This is a genomic window from Frankia sp. CcCS3 (assembly GCF_977927575.1).
Genome location: NZ_CDWRCL010000090.1, coordinates 1 through 15,097 on the forward strand (window position 1 = coordinate 1; position 15,097 = coordinate 15,097).

The following is a 15,097-nucleotide window of genomic DNA, read 5'->3' on the forward strand; positions in this document are numbered from 1 at the left end:
ATAATATGCAGTTGCTTATTATAATATAGTACTATGAATTAAATATGGATAGACATATACCATGTTGTTTGTGTGGCTTTTGGTGATAAGATAATAAAAAAAATTATTGTGAACCAGGAATGTCCACATATCCTAATGCATTTGGTTTGTTTCAATTCATATATAGAGATATAATAAATTAATGAACTAAATAGGTTTATTATACCTAGACATAAGAGGTCGTGCCGATGCTCGGCTCCCGCATCGACGACGACACAATCGCCGTGCACCCCTCCGAGCGCGGCCGGCTCAAGCAGGCACTGCTCAAACTCGGGTGGCCGGCGGAGGATCTCGCCGGTTACGTCGACGGCGAGGCGCACCGGATCGAACTGCGCCAGGACGGCTGGGAGCTGCGCGACTACCAGAAGGGTGCGGTAGCCGGGTTCTGGGAGGGCGGGTCGGGGGTCGTCGTGCTGCCCGCGGGTGCCGGGAAGACCATCGTCGGCGCCGCGGCCATGGCCCAGGCCGGGGCGACCACGCTGATCCTGGTCACGAACACGGTGGCCGGCCGGCAGTGGCGGCACGAGCTGCTGCGCCGCACCTCGCTGACCGAGGAGGAGATCGGCGAGTACTCCGGGGAGCGCAAGGAGATCCGGCCGGTCACCATCGCCACCTACCAGGTGATGACGGCCCGGCGTAAGGGCGAATACCTGCACCTGGAGTTGTTCGGGGCCCGGGACTGGGGTCTGATCGTCTACGACGAGGTGCACCTGCTCCCGGCGCCGGTCTTCCGGATGACCGCCGACATCCAGTCCCGTCGTCGGCTCGGCCTGACCGCGACCCTCGTCCGGGAGGACGGCCGGGAGGGCGACGTCTTCTCGTTGATCGGGCCGAAGCGGTATGACGCCCCGTGGCGGGAGATCGAGGCACAGGGCTGGATCGCGCCGGCGCAGTGCACCGAGGTGCGCGTCACGCTCACCGAGGACGAGCGGATGGCCTACGCCGTCGCCGAGCCGGAGGAGCGGTACCGGATGTGTGCCACCGCCCGCAGCAAGCGGGCGGTGGTGGAACGTCTCGTCCGCCGGCACTCCGATGACCGGGTGCTGGTGATCGGCGCATATCTCGACCAGCTCGACGAGCTCGGGGAGCTGTTGGACGCCCCGGTCATCCAGGGTTCCACCCGTAACCGGGAGCGGGAGCGGCTATTCGAGGCGTTCCGGACCGGGGAGATCACCACACTGGTCGTTTCCAAGGTCGCGAATGTCTCCATCGACCTGCCGGAGGCCGGGGTGGCCGTGCAGGTCTCGGGCACGTTCGGTTCCCGCCAGGAGGAGGCCCAGCGGCTCGGTCGGGTGCTGCGGCCCAAGGCCGACGGCCGCACGGCGCACTTCTACACGGTGGTGGCCCGCGACACCCTCGACCAGGAGTACGCGGCACACCGCCAGCGATTCCTCGCCGAGCAGGGCTACGCCTACACCATCGTCGACGCCGACGACGTCCTGGGGTAGCGGTCGGGGTCGCGCCATCACTCCGAGTCGGGCGGGTCGATCAGCTCGGCCGGCTGGATCGCCACCGGAAAGGGCTGAGTGGCGGTGAAGGTCTCCTTCCCGCTGACCGTGCGGGTGGCGAGGTACGCATCGGCGACCAGGTCGTACGCCTCGATGGTGGCGGTGTCCGGGTCGATCAGCCAGCAGGACGGCACGCCGCGTTGCCGGTAGAGATCGAGTTTGAGGGTGCGGTTGTAGCGCCGGGTGCTGGCGTCGGCCACTTCGATGACGAGGGACGGGGTGCCCCGGAGCCGACGGCCGGTGTCACCGCTCGCCGCTACCACGACATCCGGCACGAGCAGACTGCGGGGGGACAGCTCCACCCCGATCCCGGCCGGCAGGATCTGAGCTCCGGAGGAGGCCGTGCCCGCCAGGATCCGGACCAGGCGCGCCGTGACGCGGGCCCGCAGCGGTGTCGGCCATGGTCGCAGGACGCACAAGCCGTCCAGGAGTTCGAACCGAGCGTCATCATGCCCGCCCGTGTCGAGATCTTCCACGGTGACCGGGGGAGTGGGAACGGTCATCGAGGGGCGATGGGAGCGCGGCTGTGCGGGGGCCTGAACCACGAGGGCTATCGTGCCTGTCGCCGTGGCCGCTGTCTAAAGCTGGCATGCGTTAATTGTCCGTGTCGCGGTAAAAGGTCGAAGTCTAACGAAGGTGACCTTCGAATTGTTCAAAAGGAGTGACATAAAGCTCTTGTCTCTTGGATTACCCGATGGTAATTTGATCGCCGTCGATGGCGGCCGAGAAGAGCGTTCTTGGAAAGGTCGCCTTTGGGAGTGCCTTCCGGCGTTCGCTCCGTCCCGAGCGGCGCCCGCTCCCACGCCGGAGAGCTCGCCCTCGCGGAACCTCCCGTCCGCGGGGGCGAGCCTTGCCCCGCACGGCGCCTTCGGCGCAGTGCGGGGACCCCTGGCATCAGGGTGGAGACGGGGTTTCCGTCAGCTCGCCTTCGGCGAGCTTCCTGGGGTAGCCGTCGGAGCCTCGGCTGTGATGCACGGGCGAACGCACGAGGGCGGCCCCGGGAGAACCGGAGCCGCCCTCGGCCAGACGGTGGTACAGGGTACAGCAGGTGACGAATTGGACTAGAAGTCCATGTCGCCGCCGCCGCCCGGGACTGCCGGGGCCGGGTTCTTCTCCGGCTTGTCAGCGATGACGGCCTCGGTGGTGAGGAACAGGCCGGCAATCGACGCGGCGTTCTGCAAGGCGGAGCGGGTGACCTTGGCCGGGTCGATGATGCCGGTGCCGATCAGGTCGACGTACTCGCCGGTGGCCGCGTTCAGGCCGTGGCCGGTCGGCAGGTTGCGGACCTTCTCGACCACGACGCCGCCCTCGAGACCGCTGTTGAAGGCGATCTGCTTGATGGGCGCCTCGAGCGCAAGCCGGACGATGTTGGCACCGGTCGCCTCGTCGCCGGACAGGTCCAGCTTCTCGAAGGCGGTGATCGACGCCTGGAGCAGCGCGACGCCACCACCGGCGACGATGCCCTCCTCGACGGCGGCCTTCGCGTTGGACACCGCGTCCTCGATGCGGTGCTTCTTCTCCTTGAGCTCGACCTCGGTGGCCGCGCCGACCTTGATGACGGCGACGCCGCCAGCCAGCTTCGCAAGCCGCTCCTGGAGCTTCTCGCGGTCGTAGTCCGAGTCCGACTTCTCGATCTCGTTGCGGATCTGGCTGACCCGACCGGCGATCTGGTCGGGGTCGCCGGCACCCTCGACGACGGTCGTCTCGTCCTTGGTGACAACGATCTTCCGGGCACGGCCGAGCAGGTCGAGCGAGGTGCTCTCGAGCTTGAGGCCGACGTCCTCGGAGATGACCTGACCACCGGTCAGGATGGCGATGTCGCCCAGGATCGCCTTGCGGCGGTCACCGAAGCCGGGGGCCTTCACCGCGACGCTCTTGAAGGTGCCGCGGATCTTGTTGACGACCAGGGTAGCCAGCGCCTCGCCCTCGACATCCTCAGCGATGATCGCCAGCGGCTTGCCGGTCTGCATGACCTTCTCCAGTAGCGGGAGCAGGTCCTTGACCGCGGAGATCTTGCTGTTGACGATCAGGATGTACGGGTCGTCCAGGACGGCTTCCTGACGGTCCGCGTCCGTGACGAAGTACGGCGAGATGTAGCCCTTGTCGAAGCGCATACCCTCGGTGAGCTCGAGCTCGAGGCCGAAGGTGTTGCTCTCCTCGACGGTGACGACGCCTTCCTTGCCGACCTTGTCCAGCGCCTCGGCGATGAGGCCGCCGATGGCCGAGTCACCCGCGGAGATGGACGCCGTGGAGGCGATCTGCTCCTTGGTCTCGACCTCCTTGGCCTGCTTGGACAGCTCCTCGGAGACGCGCTCGACCGCGACCTCGATGCCCTTCTTCAGCCCGAGGGGGTTGGCGCCGGCGGCCACGTTGCGCAGACCCTCGCGCACCAGGGCCTGGGCCAGGATGGTGGCGGTGGTGGTGCCGTCACCCGCGACGTCGTTGGTCTTCTTCGCGACTTCCTTGACGAGTTCCGCGCCGATCTTCTCGTACGGGTCCTCGAGCTCGATCTCCTTGGCGATGCTCACACCGTCGTTGGTGATCGTGGGTACGCCCCACTTCTTCTCCAGCACGACGTTGCGGCCCTTCGGCCCGAGCGTGACCTTGACCGCATCGGCCAGCTGGTTCATGCCGCGCTCCAGGCCGCGCCGAGCCTCCTCGTCGAAGGCAATGATCTTCGGCATGGTTTCTGGGTCCTCCCAGTGGGATGGCAGGTTCGATGGCCTGGCCCTAACGACGCCCGCGACGGACGGCTCCCGCCTGCTCCGGACCCGGGTGATGCACCTCGGACACAGCGCGGATCGGGCAGCCTCGCCGTTTCAGCCTTGGCACTCCCTAGACGAGAGTGCCAGCTCTTGTTTAGCACTCGGCACGAGTGAGTGCAAGCTGACCCATGGTTCCGCGTGCCCGGCTCCGATCCCCCCGCGGCGCCTCGCCGTCGTCCGTGGCCCTTCCGTTGGTCCGGCGTGGTCCACGAAGTTCGTCGAATGCGCTGTGCCGGGCTGTGCTGCGCCCGAGTCAGTCGTCGCCGAGGCCGGCGGCCTCGAAGGCGCGCAGCGACGGCTTGATCGTCGCGGTCGGTCCGCCCGTCTCGACGAGGGGGTCAAGCGTCTTCAGCCCGTCGCCGGTGTTGTAGAGGATGGTCTCGGCGGCCGGGTCGAGCAGCCCCTCGCGCAGCAGCCTGCGCAGAGTGGCCACGGTGACGCCGCCGGCCGTCTCACCGAAGACGCCCTCGGTGCGGGCGAGCAGCCGGATCCCGTCGATGATCTCCTCGTCGGTCACGTCCGTGATCGCCCCGCCGGTCCGCCGAGCCACGTCGAGGGCGTAGGGGCCGTCGGCCGGGTTGCCGATCGACAGCGACTTGGCGATTGTGGTGGGCCGGACCGGGGCGACGGTCTCGACGCCGCGGGCGAACGCGGCGGCCACCGGGTTGCAGCCGGCCGCCTGCGCACCGAACACCCTGTACGGCGCCGGCTCGACCAGGCCGAGCCGGCCGAGCTCACCGAAGGCCTTGTCGATCTTTGTCAGCAGCGAGCCGGAGGCGATCGGCACGACGACCTGCTTGGGCAGCCGCCAGCCGAGCTGCTCGGCGACCTCGTAGCCGAGCGTCTTGGACCCCTCGGCGTAGAAGGGGCGGACGTTGACGTTGACGAACGCCCACTCGTACTCCCCGGCCAGTTCGCTGCACAACCGGTTCACGTCGTCGTAGTTGCCCTGGATGGCGACCAGCGTCCCGCCGTACACCCCGGTGGAGACCGTCTTGCCGGCCTCGAGGTCGTGCGGTACGAGCACCACCGAGCGCAGCCCGGCACCGGCCGCATGCGCCGCCACCGACTGCGCGAGGTTGCCCGTCGAGGCGCAGGCGACCGTGGTGAAGCCCAGCTCGCGGGCGGCGGTGAGCGCCACGGAGACGACCCGGTCCTTGAAAGAATGGGTGGGGTTGGCGCTGTCGTTCTTGATATAGAGCGTCTTCATCCCCAGCTCCGCGGCGAGCCGCGGGGCCGGGTGCAGCGGCGTCCAGCCGGCCCCGAGGGAGACCCGCCGCGCCGGGTCATGCCCGGCGGGCAGCAGCCCGACATAACGCCACAGGTTCGCCGGACCGCGTTCGATGGACTCTCGGGTCACTCGAGCCAGCAGGTCCGGGTCGTAGGCGATTTCCAGGGGAGCGAAGCATTCCACGCACACATGCGTAGGGGACAGCGGGTAGGTGGCGCCGCAGTGCCGACAGGACAGCGAGACCGCGGGGTTCGCGACGTCGAGGGCGGGACCGGTGGCACGCTCGGGCGCGAGTGTCATGAAGAAGCTCCTCATCTTTCCCGGGGCAGTCTGCCACCAGGACGGAATTAGCACCTGCCGCGCACGGGATGCGGGTGGTTGCCGGGGCTTCGCTGGGCCGTTCCCTCTGCCCCTCTGGATGAGCCAGATGAAGTTGTCTGTCCGTACTGTAGACCGTGCGCGGGTGGTCGTGCACCGGTGTTGCCTCTGGTTGTGGACATGATATGGGTCGGTCGGAGGTTTCTCGGTGTGGTCTCACCGGTGCGGGCGGGTCCTGCCCGCTCGTACCGGCCGCGCGCGCCCCCATGCCCGGAGATCGACCCGATCACGCCAGAGCCAGGGAGCCTGTAACAGTGAGTATCCGCGTCGTCTATACCGATCTTGACGGCACGATGGTCGGTCCCAAGGGTTGTTTCTTCCGGGCGGAGGGGGGAGCGATCACCCTGGAGCCGGCTCGTGCGCTCGCCGAGCTGCACGGCGCCGGCGTTGCGCTGGTCCTGGTCAGCGGGCGTACCCGTCCGCAGCTTCTCGAGGCCGCGGCGATCTTCGGCGCGGACGGGTTCATCGGGGAGCTCGGCGCGATCGTCGGCTGGAACGAGGGGCGCGACAGCGAGATCCTGCGCGGCGCGATGCCGCCCGACTTCGACCAGGTACCGGAGTACCTGCTCGACCGGATGGTCGAGCGCTACCCCGGGCGGCTGGAGCTGCACACCCCCTGGCACTCCGGCCGGGAGGTCGACGTCATGCTTCGCGGGAAGATCGAGGTGTCGGAGGTCGACGGCTGGCTCGCCGAGACCGGGTTCCCCTGGTTGAGCATGCGCGACAACGGGCTGATCTCGCCGGTCCACATGCCTGATCTCGGAGTGAATCCGCATGTCTACCATCTGGTCCCGGACGGTGTGGGCAAGGGGGACGCGGTCGCCTACGACCTCAAGCGGCGCGGGGTGTCACCGGCCGAGGCGATCGCCATCGGCGATTCCGCCAGCGACCTGGCCATGGCTCCCCATGTCGGGCGGATGCACCTGGTCGCGAACGCGGTGCGGCACCCGGACATCGCCGCCCTGCTGGCGCGGTACGACAACGTCACGGTCGAGGCGGGCCCGGTCGGCGCCGGCTGGGCCAGCGCGGTGCGAGCGGCCGTCGCCGCCTGAACGCGGTCCGCCTGAACGCCGTCCGCGCGTCGACGTTCGGCACCGGCAGGGCAGACCGGACGGTCACCGGTCGGCGGCGAGGGCGTGCAGCTGGTCGGTGAACCAGAGCTGGGGCGGTAGCCGCCCGGCGACGGCGGCCAGCTCCTCGGCGCGCCGGCGCCGCTCGGGGGCGGGCATCGTCAGGGCGGTGTGCAGAGCCCGCGCGGTCGCCTGGATGTCGAACGGGTTGACGACCAGCGCCGCCGTGCCCATCTCCGCGCAGGCTCCGGCCTCCCGGGAGAGCACGAGGACGGCATCCCTGATCGAGACGATCGGCCCCTCCTTGGTGACGAGGTTCATGCCGTTCCGGATCGGGTTGACGACGAGCACCTCCGCGAGCGAGAGGGCCGCGATCGACCGGGGGTAGTCGTCGGTGATCTCCAGCCGCAGCGGCAGCCAGGTGTCCGTGGCGAACTCGTCCTCGATCTCCGCGGCTAGGCGTTGCACCGCGGCGGTGTATTCCCGGTACTCCGGCAGATCGTGCCGTGACGGGTAGGCGCAGACCAGGTGCATCACCTTGCCGCGCCATTCCGGACGGGTGCGCAGCAGCTCCCGGTAGGCGTCGAGACCGCGGACGATGTTCTTGGACAGCTCGGTGCGGTCGACCCGGACGATGAGCCGCCGCCCGCCGGCCAGGTCGACCAGCTCGGCGGCCCGGGCGGCCACGTCGGTGGCGGCGGCCCGGCCGCGCAGCTCGTCCGCGTTGACGCCGAGCGGATGTACCCCGATCCGCACCGTCCGGTGCCGCCCGGCTTCCCGTCCCGGCCCGGCCGTCCCGACGGTCACCGCCCGCCGCTCGATCCGCAGTCCGAGGAGGTCGCGGCAGCATTCCTGGAACGCGTCGGCCCAGGCGTCGGTGAGGAACCCGAGCCGGTCGGCGCCGAGCATGCCGCGCAGGATCTGTTCGCTGACGTCGTCCGGGAGTATCCGGAAGTACTCCGGCGGTGCCCAGGGAGTGTGGCTGAAGTGGGCGATCCGCAGGTCCGCCCGCAGCGCCCGCAGCCGGGCGGCGACCAGGGTCAGGTGGTAGTCCTGGATCAGCACCGAGGCGCCCGGGGCGGCCTCGTGCGCGAGGGCCTGGGCGAACATCTCGTTGTAGGTCTCGTACGCTTCCCAGTCGCGGCGGAACGCCGGGCCGAAGACCGGCTGCGACGCCGGCGCGTAGAGCAGGTGGTGGATGAACCAGAGCGTGCGGTTCGCGACTGCGTTGTAGGCGCGGTCAAAGACGACCTGGTCGACGTCGAGCATCCGGACGGCGGCGCCGCCGGTGTCGTGGCCGGCGAGATCGAGGCGGCCGGCGGGCGCGGAACGCGCTGCCCGGCGATCGGCGTCACTGAGGGCGGCACACACCCACGCCATCGGACCGTCACAGTCGTCGGCCGCCACCCGGCCGAGGCCACTGACGAGGCCGCCGGCGCCCCGCCGGATCCGCAGCTTCCCGTCGTCCCCGACGGCGAACGCCACCGGCCCCCGGTTGGAGGCGACCAGCACCCGCGCGGTGCCAGTCGGCCACAGCCGCGGCAGGGTGTCTTCCTCGGCTCCCGGCATCCGACGCACACTGCGGAGAGTAGGCCATCCGCTCAGCCCTGTACGCCGGTCCATCAAGATCGTCTTGTCTGGCGGTGGAGGTTCACGAATCGGCGACAGATGTCTCACGGAAATGCCGTTGGCTTAGGGATGCCGGTGGGGTGAGCCCCGGGGGGCGGGCTGAGCGCGCCCTATGGGGATGCGCGAAGAGGGCACGAGCGGTCAGCCGCTGAGCCGCTCGACCAGCACCTCCAGCAGGGCGACCATCCCGGCGGGCCCGCCCACGACCAGGTCGGCGCGTTCGCGGATCACGTCCGGGACCTCCGGGCTGTCGCTGCACACGGTGATACCGGGCAGCCCGCCCGCCCGTAGCTCGTCGACGGCCTCGAATGCCGGCAGATCGCCGTAGTCGTCCCCGGCGACCAGCACCGAGCGCGCCTGGCGGGCCGCGATGAGCTTGCGCAGCGCACCGCCCTTGTCGTGCCCGGGCGGACGCAGTTCCAGCACTCGCTTGCCCGGCGCCGCCTCCAGCCCATGGTCTTCAGCGAGGGCCGTCAACGCCGGCGTGAGCGCGGCGAGCGCCGAGTCCGGATCGGCGGTGCGCCGCACGTGTACCACCAGCGCCTGGTGCTTGTCCTCGACGGCGGTGCCGACCGGGGCGTCGCGGAGCAGTTCGGGCAGCGCCGCGCGGACCGCGGCGACCCCGGGCAGCGGCTCGGGACTGCTGATCGCGCGGCTGCCCGAGTCCCAGTGCTGCAGTCCGTACTGGCCAAGGATGATCAGGTTCCCGAAGTCGGGGATCTTCTCCAGCCCGGTCAGTTCCAGCAGCGAGTCCACCGGCCGTCCGGTGATGACGGCGAGGGTGCCGACCTCATGGGAGATCCGGCGCAGCGCCTCCATCGCCCCCGGCGCCGGGACGGCGTCCGACGGCCGCGGGACGATCGGCGCGAGGGTGCCGTCGTAGTCGAGGGCGATCAGGGCGCGTTCGGGCGCGGTGAGCAGGGCGGCGAGTCCAGCGCCCCCGGCGGGTGTGCGGGGGGCGGGTGGGCTGTGTGGCGCGGATTCGGTCACTGGGCCTTCCTCGGTCACGGGGCGAGGTGGTCGGGCGCCGGTGAGGAGCGTGGCGCGGCGGTCAAGTGATCATTTTTCCGGGCGGGCGGGGAAGTCGCGGGTGATCACCAGAATCAGTGCGTCGGTGGAGACGATTCTGGTCTTCGACTGGGGCACGATGCTCTCGATGCCCGGCATCGCCTCCTTCAGGGCTCGGGCGGCGTCGTCGTCGTCGTAGAAGACCGTCGTCACCGGGACGTTGTAGATCGACTGGTAGTTGCCCACCCGCTCGACCCGGAACCCGGCCGACTCGACCTGCTTGGCGGCCACCTCGGCGAGCCCGGCGACCCGCGAGTTGTTCAGGACGACCACCGGGGCCGTGGCCTTCGGTCCCGGCGGGGCCGGCGGCTTCGTCGCGGTGGACGCGGACGGCGCCGGCGTCGGTTCCAGGGACGCCGGCGCCGTCTTCGTGGCCCCCGGGCCGGGGGCCGGGGACGTGGCCGCCGCGCGGTGCGGCGACGGGGCCGGAGTGGTCCGGCCGCCGCCGGCTTGGTCCGTGCCCGGCCGCGCCGAGTGCGTCGGGGCCGCGACCTGGGTGGTGGAGCCGTCCGCGTCGGACGGGCCGTTCAGCAGATTGACCACCAGGATGCCCGCGAGTACGGCGAGAACCGCGACGACGCCCGCGCCGAGGGTGTGGAGCCGGTCCGGGCGCCGCCGGTGGGGACGCCGCGGCGGTGCGTTCGTGGCAGGTGTCATGCGTGGTCTTACCCCTCGGCCCGGTCACGTCGGCCGGATCGGGCCGCCCGACGTTGCTCCCGCAGCCGGCGCAGCCGGCGGACCAGCATCGGATCGGCTATCAGCGCGGCTTCCGAATCGATCACCCGGTTTAACAACTGGTAGTAGCGTGTTGATGACAGCCCGAACTCGGCCCGGATCGCCTCCTCTTTGGCCCCCGGGTGACGCCACCAACCCTGCTCGAAGCGCAACATGCGACGATCGCGATCGGACAGTTCGTTGGGTGGGACGTCCGCCCGCGCTGGTTTCTCGGGCGCTGGTTTCTCGGGCGGCAGGCTCTCGGGCGGTAGAGGGTGTGCTGCCTCCACAGCGGGACCTCCTCGGGACGCATCCGGGACGATGGGCGCGATGGTGCGCCGACGTACCACGCCCGGTATGGTGCGCCGCCCACTATTTCACCCCGTGGGTCCGACATCCTCGGCGTCTCTGGCGACACACGTCCCGCCCGCGGTCCGGCCGCCCGACGCGGATCTGATGAGACGCTCGCGGGAGGCTCCCACCTGGTCCTGGCCAGGTCAGAGTTCCGGCCAGGTCAGAGCGCCCCGATTGGCTGTCATTGGCACCGATTGGCCTCCGGGCAGGCGGGGCACGCCGTGTGGTGACCTACTCTTGGCCGGTGAGCCGGCGCTTCACCCGCACCACCGAGGACTTCGTCTGCCTGGTCTGCGGGACGGCCGTGCGTGGTGACGGGTACACCAACCACTGCCCGTCCTGTCTGTCGTCGCGGCACGTCGACGTCAACCCCGGCGATCGGGCGGCGCGGTGCGGCGGTGTGATGCGGCCGGTCGCGGTGGAGAGCCGTACGCACGATCTGGTCATCACGCACGTCTGCGAGCGGTGCGGGCATCGGCGCCGCAACCGGTCCGCTCCGGCGGACGATCGCGACACGCTGCTGGCGGTCGCCGCCGCGGTCGCGCAGGCGGCGACGGCCCCAGGGCTGCCGGCCCCAGGGCTGCCGGACCCCGGGGCGCGACCGCCGCGCCGCCCGGGGCGCGCGCGGCGCTTATGACCGCCGGTCAGGGCTGCCGGTCAGGGATACAGACCCCGGGTCTGGTGGGCGTTGGCCACCCGGCCGACCCCGATGACGTGCGCGGCGCTGCGCATGCTGATCTTCTGGGTCGTGGCCAGCAGGGAGACCTCGCGGTACGCGCGGTCCATCAGCGCCCGGAGCCGGTCGTTGACCTCGTCCTCGGATCAGAAATACGCCTGGATGTCCTGCACCCACTCGAAGTACGAGACCGCCACCCCGCCGCCGTTGGCGAGGATGTCCGGCACCACCAGGACGCCCCGGTCGTCCAGGACCTGGTCGGCCTCGGCGGTCACCGGGCCGTTGGCGCCCTCGACGATGATCGGCGCGCGGACCCGGTCGACGTTCTCGACCGTGATGACGCCCTCCAGCGCCGCGGGGACGAGCACGTCGACGTCGAGCTCCAGGAGCTCGACGTTGGTGATCGTGTCGGTTCCCGGGTAGCCGACGACCGTCTCCGCGCCGTCGGCGAGATAGCGGATGAGGGCGGCCGGGTTGAGTCCCTGCGGGTTGTAGATCCCGCCCTTCGCGTCCGAGACCGCGACCACAGTGCAACCGGCGTCGTGCAGGTACTGGGCCGCGAGCGTCCCCACCTTGCCGAAGCCTTGGACCGCGATTGTCATCGCGTGCGGGTCGCGCCCGGTCTCGCGCAGCGCGGCGAACACCGAAAGCTGCACCCCCAGGCTGGTCGCCCCGGCCCGACCGGCAGAACCGCCGATGGACAGCGGCTTGCCGGTTACCACGCCGGTGGCGGTGTACCCGGTGTGCGCCGAGTAGGTATCCATGATCCAGGCCATGGTCTGCTCGTCGGTGCCCACATCCGGTGCCGGGATGTCCTTCTCCGGTCCGATCAACGGGACGAGTTCGGCGGCGTAGCGCCGGGTCAGGCGTTCGCGTTCCGGTAGGGAGAGCATCGCCGGTTCCACCGCGATGCCACCCTTGGCCCCGCCGTAGGGGATCCCCATCAGCGCGCACTTCCAGGTCATCCACATCGCCAGCGCCTTGACCTCGTCGAGGTCGGTGGTGGGGTGGAAGCGGATCCCCCCCTTGCCCGGGCCACGGGCGAGGTTGTGCTGGACGCGATAGCCGGTCAGCACGGTCAGCTGACCGTCGTCGCGCTGTAGCGGAACGCTGACGGTGATCGCCCGGCGGGGCGTGCGGAGCAGGTCGTGCATACCGTCGTCAAGGCCCAGATGACGAGCCGCGTTCGCCAGTTGAACGCAGGCCGTGTCCCATGCTGAGCCGGATCCGAGGATCACAGGCACCTCCGCGGCGCGTTTCGAGCCACCCTTCGCCGCCGAACGCGCCGCCCGGTCCGCCGGCCACGGCGCGCTCCGTTGCGCGCCGCGGTGGTGACTCGATATGGCGCAAACAATAGGTGACGGGAGATGCCGTCTGTCGGGTGCGCGCAGGGCGCGCCATCGCCCACCAGGCACCTCCGGGTACGGTCGCGAGCGTGCGCGCGGACCCGTCGAGCCGCCTCCCGGTGCCGCGGCGGGCCGGGGGGCCGGCTTTGTCCGCACCCGGACGGCTGGCCGCGCTCGCCCGCCCCGGAGCCGGCACCCCCGACCGGTCAGCCCGGTGCCTCTGGGCATGGTGGCTGGTCAGCCGTGCCGTCCTCGTCATCCTGGTGGTGACCGACCAGGCGTTCGGCATGCAGCAGAGCGTGCTCGGCGATCTACACATCTATGCGGAGTGGGGCCGCGGGCTCGGTCGCGGCGAGGGGATGCCCACCGGTGACGACCGCTGGCAGTATCCGCCGGGCGCGGCAGTTGTGTTCGTGTTGCCCGACGTAACTCACGCCCATCTGGGATTGCCCTATCGAGCGGTGTTCATTGGGATGATGGTGGCCGTCGACGCCGTCCTGACCGCCGCGCTGGTGCGTCGCTCGGTCCCGGCGGCAGGGTTCTGGGTGGCCGGTCTCACCGCGCTGGGACCGGTGGCGCTGGCCCGTTTCGATCTGCTGCCGGCCGCGGCGGCGGTCGCGGCCGTGCTCGCGCTCGCCGCGGGCCGGTCCGGCCGGGCGGGATTTCATCTCGCCGCGGGCGCGCTGCTCAAGATCTGGCCGGTCCTGCTGCTGATCGCCCTGTCCCGTCCGCCGCTCCGGTCTCCGGGTCGGTCGGCGCCCCCCGATCGGTCCCCCGATCTGCCCCCCGGCCGGCCCACTGGCCGGCCCACTGGTCGATTCCCGGCGCCCTCGCCGGACTGGTTACGTCTTGCCGCCGGCGTCCTGTGCGCCGTCGGGGGGCTCGCGGCGCTGTTCGCGGTCACCGGGTGGTGGCGGGACGCGTTCGGGTTTCTTGGCGCGCAGCAGGCCCGCGGACTACAGGTGGAGGCGGTGGCCGCGACGCCGTTCGTCGTCGCCCACATGCTCGGCCATGGAACGGCACCCGGCTATTCCTACGGTTCGCTCCAGTTCGACACCCCGCTGGCCCGCAGCGTGGCCACTGCATGCTCGTTGACCGAGATCGTAGTGATCGTCATTTCGGCCCTGTGGTGGTGGGGGTGGGTGCGTCCGCCCGCGGCGGCGGACGGCGCGGGCCGGGCCGGTGTGCTCGTGGGGCGCACACTCGCGTTGTTGCTTGTCGTGGTCGTGACCGCCCGCGTGCTCAGCCCGCAGTACCTCGTGTGGATCATGGCGCTCGTCGCGGTCTGGATCGCGATGGCCCGGCCCGCCGGCTCCGGTGGCCTGACCGTCCCGGCCGGTGGACCGTCGTGGCGGTGGGTGGCGCTGCTGCTGATCTGCGTCGTGCTCTCCCAGGTCGTCTATCCGTGGCGGTACAACGACGTCGTCCAGGGACGGATCATGATGAGCCTGGTCCTGGTGGTCCGCAACGTCGGACTGGTCGCCGTCTGCGGGTGGGCGTGGCGTGCCGCCGCCGGATCACGACCAGCGTGATGACCGTTCCCGCGGCCGCAAGGCCGGCGCAGCCGATGACGGCCAGGGACGTCTCGGCGCGCCCGAGCAGCCGCCAGGTCGCGGCGAGCGGCGCGAGGGTCGTCAGGCACAGCCAGGCCGACGTGACGACCACCAGGGCGGTGGTCCACCCCCCGAACCCCCCGACGATCCGTTCGATGGCTGCCCCGAGGCGCCTCATGCGGCGTGGTTGCATCCCCGGTGTCCCGGGGTGGGGCGCCGTTCCAGGGTGGGGCGCCGGCGGGGTTGACCGGGCGAGGGCCACGGCGACCGCGAGTGCCGGCAGGCACAGCGCGAGGTACCAGGGGTAGAGCACCGGGCTGCCGAGCGCCACCGCCAGCCCGCCGTAGCCGAGCACGATCAGGTCGTGCCGACGGCCGGTGCCCGAGCCGGGCTCGTTCCCGCCGGAACCGGGCGAACCCCCGCCGGTGTACCCGCCCCGGTCCCGCCATGCGCGCAGGGCGAGCCAGGCCACCACCAGCGCCGCGCCGGCCAGGCACAGGGCCCGAGTCGCCCGCTGCGTTTCGGCGCCGGACGGATGGCGGCCGACCGGACCAAGCATGCCGCCGACCCCGTCGACCGCCGCGGCGAGAATCGAGGCTGGTGCGATCCCCGTGGTCAGGGTGCCCGACGTGGACAACGCGTGGATCCAGGTCGGACCGAAGCCGCCAGCCACCATGCTCAGCCCCGCGGCGAGCGCGACCGCGGCGGCATCGGCCGCGAGCAGCACGGCGCCGGCGCGGATCGGGCGTCGCGCCGGCCGGGCGGC

General features: G+C 70.5%; 10 protein-coding genes, 3 pseudogenes and 1 riboswitch. Of the genes and pseudogenes, 4 read left to right on the forward strand and 9 right to left on the reverse strand.

The window, feature by feature from the left end; genetic code table 11:
• Window positions 1-218 precede the first annotated feature (218 nt).
• Window positions 219-1,487 (forward strand): annotated as a pseudogene (locus AC08OQ_RS10180) (DNA repair helicase XPB); the annotation flags it as partial.
• Between the two features lie 17 nt (window positions 1,488-1,504).
• On the opposite strand, the gene AC08OQ_RS10185 reads toward AC08OQ_RS10180, so the two are convergent.
• The 3 genes from AC08OQ_RS10185 to thrC all read right to left on the reverse strand — a co-directional run bounded on the left by AC08OQ_RS10185 (window position 1,505) and on the right by thrC (window position 5,843).
• Complete coding sequence (locus AC08OQ_RS10185; RefSeq protein ID WP_476593857.1) at window positions 1,505-2,050, reverse strand: Uma2 family endonuclease; 546 nt, start codon at window positions 2,048-2,050, stop codon at window positions 1,505-1,507.
• 558 nt (window positions 2,051-2,608) lie between these two features.
• The gene (gene groL / locus AC08OQ_RS10190) at window positions 2,609-4,231 is read right to left on the reverse strand and encodes a chaperonin GroEL (protein WP_476593858.1); all 1,623 of its coding nucleotides are present in this window, start codon (window positions 4,229-4,231) and stop codon (window positions 2,609-2,611) included.
• A gap of 334 nt (window positions 4,232-4,565) precedes the next feature.
• The gene (gene thrC / locus AC08OQ_RS10195) at window positions 4,566-5,843 is read right to left on the reverse strand and encodes a threonine synthase (protein WP_476601379.1); all 1,278 of its coding nucleotides are present in this window, start codon (window positions 5,841-5,843) and stop codon (window positions 4,566-4,568) included.
• An 8-nt stretch (window positions 5,844-5,851) separates the two neighbouring features.
• A riboswitch (SAM riboswitch) is annotated at window positions 5,852-5,968 on the reverse strand.
• Window positions 5,969-6,175: 207 nt separating this feature from the next.
• On the opposite strand from thrC, the gene AC08OQ_RS10200 reads away from it, so the two are divergent.
• The gene (locus AC08OQ_RS10200; protein WP_462203516.1) at window positions 6,176-6,973 is read left to right on the forward strand and encodes an HAD family hydrolase; all 798 of its coding nucleotides are present in this window, start codon (window positions 6,176-6,178) and stop codon (window positions 6,971-6,973) included.
• A gap of 63 nt (window positions 6,974-7,036) precedes the next feature.
• On the opposite strand, the gene AC08OQ_RS10205 is transcribed toward AC08OQ_RS10200, so the two are convergent.
• The 4 genes from AC08OQ_RS10205 to AC08OQ_RS10220 form a co-directional block, all read right to left on the reverse strand.
• Window positions 7,037-8,560: an alpha,alpha-trehalose-phosphate synthase (UDP-forming) gene (locus tag AC08OQ_RS10205; RefSeq protein ID WP_476602100.1), complete on the reverse strand. Its 1,524-nt coding sequence runs from the start codon at window positions 8,558-8,560 to the stop codon at window positions 7,037-7,039.
• A gap of 201 nt (window positions 8,561-8,761) precedes the next feature.
• On the reverse strand, window positions 8,762-9,610 hold the full coding sequence (gene otsB, locus AC08OQ_RS10210; protein WP_476602101.1) for a trehalose-phosphatase: 849 nt from the start codon (window positions 9,608-9,610) through the stop codon (window positions 8,762-8,764).
• Window positions 9,611-9,679: 69 nt separating this feature from the next.
• The gene (locus AC08OQ_RS10215; protein ID WP_462186153.1) at window positions 9,680-10,345 is read right to left on the reverse strand and encodes a LytR C-terminal domain-containing protein; all 666 of its coding nucleotides are present in this window, start codon (window positions 10,343-10,345) and stop codon (window positions 9,680-9,682) included.
• An 8-nt stretch (window positions 10,346-10,353) separates the two neighbouring features.
• A complete protein-coding gene (locus AC08OQ_RS10220) occupies window positions 10,354-10,692 on the reverse strand; it encodes a DUF3263 domain-containing protein (protein ID WP_476594540.1) in 339 nt (112 codons plus the stop codon).
• Between the two features lie 287 nt (window positions 10,693-10,979).
• Between AC08OQ_RS10220 and AC08OQ_RS10225 the strand changes: the two genes are divergently transcribed.
• On the forward strand, window positions 10,980-11,393 hold the full coding sequence (locus AC08OQ_RS10225) for an RNHCP domain-containing protein (protein ID WP_476612007.1): 414 nt from the start codon (window positions 10,980-10,982) through the stop codon (window positions 11,391-11,393).
• A 20-nt stretch (window positions 11,394-11,413) separates the two neighbouring features.
• Here the strand turns inward: AC08OQ_RS10225 and AC08OQ_RS10230 are convergent.
• Window positions 11,414-12,586 (reverse strand): annotated as a pseudogene (locus AC08OQ_RS10230) (Glu/Leu/Phe/Val family dehydrogenase).
• A 203-nt stretch (window positions 12,587-12,789) separates the two neighbouring features.
• Here AC08OQ_RS10230 and AC08OQ_RS10235 point away from each other — a divergent pair.
• Window positions 12,790-14,310, forward strand: coding sequence for a glycosyltransferase 87 family protein (locus AC08OQ_RS10235; RefSeq protein WP_476612008.1), 1,521 nt, complete (start codon window positions 12,790-12,792; stop codon window positions 14,308-14,310).
• Here the strand turns inward: AC08OQ_RS10235 and AC08OQ_RS10240 are convergent.
• Window positions 14,216-15,097, reverse strand: a pseudogene (locus tag AC08OQ_RS10240) (hypothetical protein); the annotation flags it as partial. The gene AC08OQ_RS10235 and the pseudogene AC08OQ_RS10240 overlap by 95 nt on opposite strands.